Annotated in this window: 11 protein-coding genes; 8 read left to right on the top strand and 3 right to left on the bottom strand. The window is 54.6% G+C overall.

The genetic code is table 11. From position 1 onward, the window contains the following. Together N5J71_RS21675 and N5J71_RS21680 are read left to right on the top strand one after the other, a co-directional pair. The coding region (locus N5J71_RS21675; protein ID WP_279917629.1) for a GlcG/HbpS family heme-binding protein at positions 1 to 450 on the top strand (450 nt) is incomplete at its 5' end. A 58-nt stretch (positions 451 to 508) separates the two neighbouring features. After that, on the top strand, positions 509 to 802 hold the full coding sequence (locus N5J71_RS21680) for a DUF1330 domain-containing protein (RefSeq protein WP_003464978.1): 294 nt from the start codon (positions 509 to 511) through the stop codon (positions 800 to 802). A gap of 325 nt (positions 803 to 1,127) precedes the next feature. Here N5J71_RS21680 and N5J71_RS21685 read toward each other — a convergent pair whose 3' ends face one another. Continuing rightward, positions 1,128 to 1,598 (bottom strand): TlpA family protein disulfide reductase, encoded by a 471-nt coding sequence (locus tag N5J71_RS21685; protein WP_003464979.1) that lies wholly within the window; start codon positions 1,596 to 1,598, stop codon positions 1,128 to 1,130. A gap of 422 nt (positions 1,599 to 2,020) precedes the next feature. On the opposite strand from N5J71_RS21685, the gene N5J71_RS21690 reads away from it, so the two are divergent. The 5 genes from N5J71_RS21690 (at position 2,021) to N5J71_RS21710 (ending at position 4,918) form a co-directional block, all read left to right on the top strand. Further along, positions 2,021 to 2,668 (top strand): sulfite oxidase-like oxidoreductase, encoded by a 648-nt coding sequence (locus N5J71_RS21690; RefSeq protein ID WP_002118288.1) that lies wholly within the window; start codon positions 2,021 to 2,023, stop codon positions 2,666 to 2,668. Next, entirely contained in the window at positions 2,661 to 3,407 is a 747-nt protein-coding gene (locus tag N5J71_RS21695; RefSeq protein ID WP_002118292.1) for a ferredoxin reductase, read from the top strand. The genes N5J71_RS21690 and N5J71_RS21695 overlap by 8 nt, the downstream gene beginning before the upstream one ends. A gap of 453 nt (positions 3,408 to 3,860) precedes the next feature. After that, a complete protein-coding gene (grxC, locus tag N5J71_RS21700) occupies positions 3,861 to 4,133 on the top strand; it encodes a glutaredoxin 3 (protein ID WP_005005995.1) in 273 nt (90 codons plus the stop codon). Positions 4,134 to 4,200: 67 nt separating this feature from the next. Further along, the gene (locus N5J71_RS21705; RefSeq protein ID WP_003464986.1) at positions 4,201 to 4,482 is read left to right on the top strand and encodes a DUF427 domain-containing protein; all 282 of its coding nucleotides are present in this window, start codon (positions 4,201 to 4,203) and stop codon (positions 4,480 to 4,482) included. Between the two features lie 169 nt (positions 4,483 to 4,651). After that, positions 4,652 to 4,918 carry a hypothetical protein gene (locus N5J71_RS21710; RefSeq protein WP_003464988.1) on the top strand — a complete coding sequence of 89 codons (267 nt, stop codon included), beginning with the start codon at positions 4,652 to 4,654 and terminating at the stop codon, positions 4,916 to 4,918. An 860-nt stretch (positions 4,919 to 5,778) separates the two neighbouring features. On the opposite strand, the gene sdhC is transcribed toward N5J71_RS21710, so the two are convergent. Beyond that, positions 5,779 to 6,153 (bottom strand): succinate dehydrogenase, cytochrome b556 subunit, encoded by a 375-nt coding sequence (sdhC, locus tag N5J71_RS21715; RefSeq protein WP_005005993.1) that lies wholly within the window; start codon positions 6,151 to 6,153, stop codon positions 5,779 to 5,781. A 730-nt stretch (positions 6,154 to 6,883) separates the two neighbouring features. Here sdhC and N5J71_RS21720 point away from each other — a divergent pair. Further along, on the top strand, positions 6,884 to 7,402 hold the full coding sequence (locus N5J71_RS21720; RefSeq protein WP_003464991.1) for a YkgB family protein: 519 nt from the start codon (positions 6,884 to 6,886) through the stop codon (positions 7,400 to 7,402). A 29-nt stretch (positions 7,403 to 7,431) separates the two neighbouring features. Here N5J71_RS21720 and N5J71_RS21725 read toward each other — a convergent pair whose 3' ends face one another. Further along, entirely contained in the window at positions 7,432 to 8,277 is an 846-nt protein-coding gene (locus tag N5J71_RS21725; protein ID WP_003464995.1) for an AraC family transcriptional regulator, read from the bottom strand. Positions 8,278 to 9,070 lie beyond the last annotated feature (793 nt).

Raw genomic sequence — 9,070 nt, forward strand, 5'->3', positions numbered from 1 at the left:
CCCAGCGATGAGAATCCCATGACCAAATCTATTGCCACCGCCTCGATCAACCGCGAAACCGCAGTCGCCCTCATCGACGCGGCGCTCGCTGCGGCCCGTGCCATCGGCATCCCGGCTGCCGTCGCCGTCGTCGACGCCACCGGTAACCTGCGCGCGTTCGAGCGCACCGACGATGCGCCGTTCCTTACCGTCGATGTTGCCATCGACAAGGCCTGGAGTTCCGCCTCGTTTGGGTTCCCGACCCATGTCTGGAACGACTATGTGACCAACGATCCAAAAGTGGCGCCGCTAGCCTATCGCCCTCGGATGGTCGCTGTCGGCGGCGGTTATCCGATTCTGGAGGATGGGAAGTTGATCGGCGGCATAGGCATCTCCGGAGGCAACTATCAGCAGGATCAGGATGCGTGCGTCGAGGCACTCATGAAAATCGGGTTCCAGTTGCCAGCCTGACGACTGTGAGGCCATCACCGGTGGTAATGGCCAACAGATCCAACCTTTGAGAGGCCTAATGATGGAAGCGTTCGTCGTCTTTACGCGGGAAGAAACCAGCGACCCACATGCACTCGCAACCTATTCTGCAGGCGTCGGACCATCGTTCGATGGTCACGACGTTACCTTTCTCGCCGCTTATGGCGCGATCCAGCATTTGGAGGGGCCGCCCATCGAAGGGGCCGTAATCTTGCGTTTCCCGACGATGCAGGCCGCTCGCGACTGGTATGACAGTCCCGCCTACCAAACCATCGCTGCTCATCGCTTTGCCGGTTCCCGTTACCGCGCCTTTATCATTGAAGGGCGGCGGTGACATACCGACAGAAGCACTTCGGCGCTGACCACGAGGTATCGGCGTGTGAACTCGCATCTTGGGAATCTGTGGGGGGGACCAAGACAGCGGCGCTAGGGGCTCATATCGTCGATCGGATCAGAGAGTTGCTCGGCGAGAATGGGTTATCTATTGCCGAGCTGACGGAGCGGAGCCGCCCTCTCCCAACGGATTGATTCAATCGTTGACGCTCCTCCTATCCGGATCCGGGTTTTCGCACGCTGATCAACAGAGTTACAGCGCGCAACGCCTGTAGTGGGCATCAGGGGATGGGTGGCAATCAGGATGATTGCCCACCTTCCAACGATTAACCTTGCTCAAGTTGCTTCACTAGTCGCTCCGCGTCGAGATGGAAGTCCGAGAAAACAATGCTACCGCCAGCGTCGATAACCGTAAACCACGGAGTTCCTCGTGTGCGGTAGTCTTCCATGAAGGTTGGAAACGGCGAGCCGGTCGGTTGCTCGTCGTGACCGAAAACGATAGGAAGCTCATACTTGAGCTGGTTCACGCGCAACTTCTCGAAGGTATTCTCATGCGTTCCTTCGAAGACGGTCTGGATCACTGCGAACCCCACGTCTTTTGAGCTCAACGCTGCATGCAACTTTTGTAGCGTCGGAAACCCATGCAAATGGCAACCTTGGCACCAATGCTGGAAGGCAAACAAGATTTTCGGGCCGGGCCCGATATCTGACAGTTTGAACGGCGCGATACTTTCCCCATCTTTGCCAATCCATTTTTGCACCCGCAGCTCAGGCGCTTGTCGTTCGATCTCGTTCATCTGATCCTCCAACCCCGATACAGAAGCTTAGTGGATGATCGCGCGTCGCGACGGTGCGCGAACGTCCGACCTTATTTTCCCTATTTCCTGAAGCCAGAATAGATCAGATCGACATTTCGTCCTTAATATACTCAAGCTGCCGGCGAGCGCGAACTGGGCAACCATGCGCTGGTGAGCCTTGAGCTTTGCACGCTGCCCATCCGTTTGAGAGCGAACCTGCAACTTCCGCTCCGCATACCGCAGATCAGCGTACGCAGCCTTGGGGTTATCTACCCTATAGCCATTGGGTATTGGGAATCATGCTGGCCTGACGCTATGTTCGATACGCGATTTTTTACGATGATAGAGCATCTGTATCTGATTTTTAGTCGATTGGCTTATTCGGCGGATGTGCGGGCAAATGCTTTACGCAGAGTACTGAAATGAAGGCCGGCTTCGGTCTGCCGTATCGAGCAAGAGGGGTCACTATGGTCACCAGAGGTTTCACCGGTCGCGGTTCAGGCGACCAGTCCGATCGGATTCCGCCAGGTCAGCATCTGGTGGAGGATTTCCCTGTTCTGTCGGCCGGCCCTACGCCGAGGGTAGAGCCCTCCGACTGGAAATTCACAGTCAAAATTGGTCCGAAGCCCGTCAAAACGTGGAATTGGGGCGAATTCAACACTCTACCAAAGACCCAGGTGACAAAGGATATTCACTGCGTCACCTCTTGGTCCAAACTGGATACCGTTTGGGAGGGTGTACTCATTGAAGACATCCTTGCAGATGCAGAGCTTGATCGGCCTACCGATTTCGTCTTGGCGCACTGCTACGATAATTATTCGACAAACGTCCCTCTGACGGATCTGCTTTCCGGGAAAGCGATGGTCGCCCTCAGTTATGCGGGCAAGCCACTTTCCCGCGATCATGGGGGGCCGGCGCGTCTTCTAGTGCCGCACCTTTACTTCTGGAAATCCGCCAAATGGGTGAATGCGCTGCAATTCACGACGCGTGACGAGGCCGGCTTTTGGGAGCTGCACGGCTATCACATCTACGGCGATCCGTGGCGCGAACAACGATACACCCATGACTGAAAACGAAGCGCAAGTCCGTTCGTGGCAATCATGCGTGATCGACGACATCATCCAGCAAACACCGAGTATCAAGAGCTTCTTCCTTCGGTTGAGCAAGCCGTTCGCGCACACCGCAGGTCAGCACGTCGATATCCGGCTGACCGCGCCCGACGGCTACAGTGCAATGCGCAGCTACTCGATCGCGTCATCGGCAGTTTCGACCCCGATCGTCGAGATAGCTATCGAGCGCATGCCGGATGCCGAAGTTTCGCCGTTTTTTCACGACATCGCGGCGATTGGTGACGAAATCGAAGTTCGCGGTCCGCTCGGTGGCCATTTCCTTTGGCCTGAGCCTGCCATAGATCCGGTTCTGTTGATCGGGGGAGGCTCCGGCCTCGTGCCGTTGATGGCAATGATCCGGCAGCGCCGCGCATTGGCCCAAGCCGTTCCGACAGCGTTGCTCCTGTCCGCACGAACCGCCGAGGACGTTCTCTTCTCAGAAGAACTTCATTGCATCGAAATCAGCGATCCGGCGTTCGTCCTGGCGCTCGCGATTACGCGCGAGAAACCGGTTCGCGCATCGGACTTTGCGCGACGGATCGACGGCATGATGGTCCAAGAAATTCTAACCAGGCTTCAGGGAAAGCCGACGCAAGTGTTCGTCTGCGGGTCTAACGGATTCGTCAACATCGCAACCGATAGCGCGCTGCTGGCGGGCTTGGACGCCTCCATCATCAAGACGGAGCGCTACGGGGGCTAGCGGCGCGAGCTATCTCACGTCGCGCCGATCGTAGACGTGCGCCCTGGGAAGCTTTGGCGATCAACGTGAACCGTTTTGCCGAACACAGTCTTCGTACCCCCCGGCCTCTAGAACGCCTTCGCTCGCGATACCTGGCTCGACATCAAGCTCAATTTGAAAGTTCCTGCACTATCCGTCGTCCTGATATGCTCGACCAGCATGATGGGCGATTCGAGCGGGACCGCTTCCGTCCCAATCGAGGCTCGGTTACCTTAGAGCATCGGCTCGGCGCTACAGGAGGCGCGTGCGGCCTCTGCCTGGCGGTGAAAGCACTTTGGGCCATGTCGCCTGGATAGCGGCCAATCGTCAGCATCTGCTCCGATGTCGGCCAAGGTGCAGTCGCCATCTTTGAACGCCGCGAATTGGAGATCAACGCCATGACAGCGATCCGCGTGCAACTGCCGGAGATGCAATATGACAACTGATGTATTGCTGTACACCACGAATTGGTGCCCGTTCTGCCGCCGAGCGAAGGCGCTCCTCAAGGAAAAGGGCGTGCGATGGAAGGAGCTCGATATTGAGGCGGATCCGGCTCACCGGCAGGCCATGGCGGAAGCGTCGGGGCGAAGCTCCGTGCCGCAGATCTTCATCAATGGCACCCTTATCGGTGGCTCCGATGAGCTATTCGCGCTCGATGTCAGAGGCGAGCTCGACAAACTTCTCGGGCGCAACCCGCCTGCCACCTGAGGAGGTGCGGCTTGGGGCAGCCAGCCCGCGAGCCTTCGCCGGTTGATGAATACAAAAGGAGAGTCCGTTGGTCTCAGCCATCTGGAAAGACACTACTATCGCCACAAGCGACGAAACAGTCATCGTCGAGGGAAATCACTACTTCCCACCGTCAGGAGTCGACCTGAGCCTGCTTGAGATGAGCCCGCACACATCTGTCTGTCCGATCAAAGGCGCCGCGCGCTTCTTTCATGTTCGCGCGGGTGACGCGCTCAACGTGAACGCCGCTTGGACCTATCCCGCCCCCACTCCGGATGCCGAGGGTATCCGGGATTACATCGCTTTCTGGAAAGGCGTGGACGTTGCCTAGCAGACTGGACGGACGACTTCGCTGATAGCCATGCGGGCGCCGACATCTCAATTATCCTGCCCACCCCGGGCCTCGTCGGCTGCAGGAATCTGCCCGGCACCTTAGCGCGACCCGGCACTGGCGGTCTCGCACCCGCCGCGCCTCTGTTCTATCAATAAGGATGGATGACATGGAGCATTCCGAGTTCGATGCCGCTTTCGCGAAGCTTGCGGAGGGATACAGAGAAGGGACTTATGAAGGCCGGCGTTTCAGCTTGATCGTCCGGCGATCTGGGGACGGACGTCGCAACAGTCTGTTCGCCAGGGAGTTGGACGGGACTGACATTGTCAGCTTCAACCTCTTCCGCGTTACATCAGATAGGACATTGTTGAAGCCGTGCGAAATGTCCGCCGAAAAGGTCGTAGCGTTCGTGCTGGAGTTCCGACCGGACACCTGACGGGCAGAAGAAGATCCCGGCCAACCGGCGCGCCTGCGACGGCCGGCTATCTAAGGCTGCGCAAGCCTATAGCCGCAGCTCATTGCACTTCGTCTGGCGAGGAATTCAACATCGATACGTCGCCATCCGCGGGGATATCGGTACAGGCGCCCGTGTAAGCCAGATTGAGAAATCCTAAGCGATGACTAACACCAATGACGCCACCCTTCCGACACATTCTATTCTTGAGGAATGCACAGCGATGGCTGTCGTCAACGCTCTGAAGATTATTCTGAAGAACAGCTACGCGATCTACCTTAAGACAAAAAATGCCACTCGGGCGCATCCCGCCCCTACTTCAGGGACTTTCACTTGCTTCTCGCTCTGTCACTCACAGCATCGGCACGCCCATGACGCATGGTATCCAGGCCTCATAATTTTCCCATATAACCTTCTTGTCTTTTGCGCACCCAGAAAGACTCGAGGCTTTAACTGGACAGATGAGCCCTCGAGGGTAGTGTTCACCTGATTGGCTTTCTCATATCTGATGTTGATTCGCACAGTGTGCCAACCAGGTGATAGTTTCAAAAAACCTGCGCTTCAGAGCGAATTAGACGATCTTCGATAAGAGCGATCCGCCTCAAAATCCAAAACATCTAACATTGTCCTAGAGCCATATTTGTACCTAGTACTATGGCGCTCCCATTAACACATTTGATGATGCACAGAAAACTTAGCTCATGATAGCTTTCAGCTAACAGCTATTCGGAAGCCCGAAAGGATTCAACCGTTTAAGCGTGAACCGTCGATTATAAATACTTTCGTAAGTTAGCTTTAAAGGACGCTTTTAGTCCTTGTAAATACGCATTACGACTCCACAGCTACCAAATCCATACGGCGCCAGCAACCATTAAAACACCCGACACTACTAAAACAATAGTAGAGGCGCGATTGCTGCCTTTCAAAGTATGACCAACACCCACATCCATAACTAGGTGTCGAATTCCGGCTACGAGATGATAAATAAATGAAGAGTATACCAACCAGAAACTAACTTTGCCGAAAGGTGAAGAAAAAATCTCCTTGACTTCATTAAAACCCTTTTCTGACTCCAACGATTTGCTCAGCATATACAGTATCAGTCCCAGAAAAATAAAGAGCATAATTCCTGAAATCCGGTGCAGAATCGATGTAAGCGCCGTGAGAGGAAGCTGAATGGTTCGAATATCAAGATTAACCGGCCGCTTTTTATTCATTTTGACTCCAGTCAACAATTCTAGTGGGGGATTTCAGTTTTCGATCTCATTCATCATAGCAGCTGTAACTAAGGCTGGCGGCGACAATAATGGAGATATTCGGGGCTTACGTTGCATTTTGAGGTCGCAAGTGCATGTGCGTAAATTGAAGCAAATTGCAAGGTTATGCCCAATAGGTAGCTAGCTTATTAATTTAACAAAAGTGACGTGTGTCGTTCTGCAGGGCATGCTGTTCCCCAACCCTGGAAAACCTATCCTCTTTAACACGTCAAAGTCGATTGATAGGCTTGCTGCAACAGCTATCTGCCCGGTTGAAGTCGAAGATCGATGTATCTGTAGGGTTTGGAAATAAATGCGGGCGCCCACCGCACTCACGGCTCAGTTACCATTCTTTGTGCATCGCGGCCGCGCGGCTAGTTGGTAGCTGTTCTAAGCCTAGTCAGTGCCGCCCTTCGCCCCAAGCCCCATAGTCAGATTTGAGAAATGACAGTAGGCGATGCCGCAACGCGCTTCATCGACCTATGTAAAACGACTCCTTTATCGAAATAGTGCACTCATCGCTCTCCACGGCGATCCCTTCATCGCGAATTGCACCGCCCAAGACGATCTGCACTGAAATCAATACTTTCTGATGCCTCTTGATTAGAGATGCCAGCCATAATCATCTCATCGCCAACGCATACGGCGTTCGGCAGCCAACACACTCTCACTCACTACTGGAAGCTCAGACATGAAAACCATAGGCATTGAAAACTCGAAGTCCAGCGTACAGGCCCACTTAACGCTTGGAACCAAAACTATGGGGCTAGGTATCTATGGCGCGTACTTGGCTCTCGCTATTATTTACTTCTGGTTCGGCGGCATGAAATTTACCCACTACGAGGCCGAGGGCCTGGTTCCACTGGTGAGCAACAGCCCGCTTTTGGGATGGGTGTATAGCATTTTTTCGGTCGACATGTTCTCCAGCCTGCTCGGCATACTAGAGATTTCGATCGGCACTCTGATCGCAGGCCGCATGCTGTCGCCCAAACTATCCGTGGTAGGAGGCGCTCTGTCTGCAGGCCTGTTCTTCACAACCCTTAGCTTTATGTTTTCCACTCCGGGCGTCATTGAGCCTAGTTTAGGGTTTCCGGCGATTTCCGTTGCGCCAGGTCAGTTTCTGCTTAAAGACTTAGGGTTGCTTGCTGTTTCGATATTTGTGGCAGGCCATTCGCTGGTTGAACTGGAAAAACGTAAAATTAATGCATAATTTTTTCAATGGCTTAAGGCAGTAATGCCTTAGGCCTTTTTGCCATCATTTTCCCCCGCCAGATCTTTCAACCAGTCACGAGGGCTCAACCCCGTCTTGCGTCTAAATGCGCGAGACAGCGCCGAAGGACTTTCGTAGCCGACTTGAGCTGCAATCAGCGTAATCGAGCGCCCTTCTCGCATCAGCTTCTGAGCCAGGCTAACTCGCCAACTCAACAAATAATCAGCAGGCGTCTGTCCGATGACACTCTTGAAATGCACGGCATACGCAGCGCGTGACATATTTGACTCACTGGCCAGCTCTGCTATTGACCAGGCATGTTCCGGGGAGTTGTGCATCTGTAAAAGCGATCGGGCAAGCCGCATGTCGGCCAGTCCAGCCATCATTCCGGTGCGCAACTGGTGATGATCGAGCAGGTAACGGAGCAACAGAATGATTAGGAGCTCAAATAAGCGCTCAAGCGCGGCTTCCCTTCCACAATGCACATTTGCCGCCTCGGCAAACATCCACTCCAACGTGTCTGCCAGCATGGGCAGATCATCGAGTGCGAGCACCAAACAGTCCGGTAATGAAGCCGACAAAGGATTATCAATTCCGCCCTCAAACTCCATGGAAGCACACAACAACTTTGCGCCATCGGACTCACCCGCAAACAATTGATGCTTGGCGGGGCGTGGCATAAAAATCAAGCTAGGGCGAGTGAGCTGCAAATCCTTGCGATCGGGACCAAGCAACGTCACGCTGCCGGCCTGAAGCAGATGGATATAACCTCGCCGCTCGGCGCCATCGTAAGATGCAGAGCCGCATAGGTCGCCGTCATAGAACAGATTGGCCCGCACGCCGAACCGCGAGAGCAAATTAGACAAACGATCCATTGGCCGATCCTTGACGAGTCAGAACGCACAGACCATACCATCTGCGTTGTCGTTCAGTGCCTGTAGCGAACATGCCGGCGTAAATCAGCCAACGGATAAAGTGATCACTGAGCAGCTCAGCCTCCCTTTCCAGTTCGGCTGTTAAAAAAACAACACCGTTGTTTGAAAGCACCAGCAAATCAAGTGCTCACTCTTCTATTTTACAGTACACGGGCTCCTTCGTCAAAAAGATGATTAATGTTACAAATACTACAATAAGTTATATCTAATACACAACTCATGTCGGAGCGTCAATTTAAGGCATGCCCTAACTGGGCGTCAGGCCGGAACCTTGGGCAGTGTCAGAATAGGGCCGATTCCAGCATTTTCTGACGACTCGCCTGCAACCTCTAGGGCCTCAACCTGACAGGCCGCACGCTTAGCGTACGATTTTGTCCGTTTTCTCTATCGTCCCCTCCATGCCCGACGGACGGTCGCCGGCCCGCCCTGGTCGAAGGCCGCCCCACTCGGCCCGGCGAGGCCCGGCCAAGGTTGGACAGTTGCAGCGGCCAAAATCGCCCCCTGCGGCCTCCTGGGCGCGTTTCTGGTGCCAAGGTAGGCTTGCCCCCTGACTGACAGCTTCCGCGTTGTGTGGGCGATTCTGGAGGCTCTGACGCTGCTCCGGTTGCAGCGCTCCCGCCCCCTCTTTGGCGTTCAACCTGTCGTTTTCAGAAGACGGCTGCACTGAACGTCAGAAGCCGACTGCACTATAGCAGCGGAGGGGTTGGATCCATCAGGCAACGACGGGCTGCTG

This window comes from Ectopseudomonas oleovorans (assembly GCF_029845265.1).
GTDB classification, from domain to species: Bacteria; Pseudomonadota; Gammaproteobacteria; order Pseudomonadales; family Pseudomonadaceae; genus Aquipseudomonas; species Aquipseudomonas oleovorans.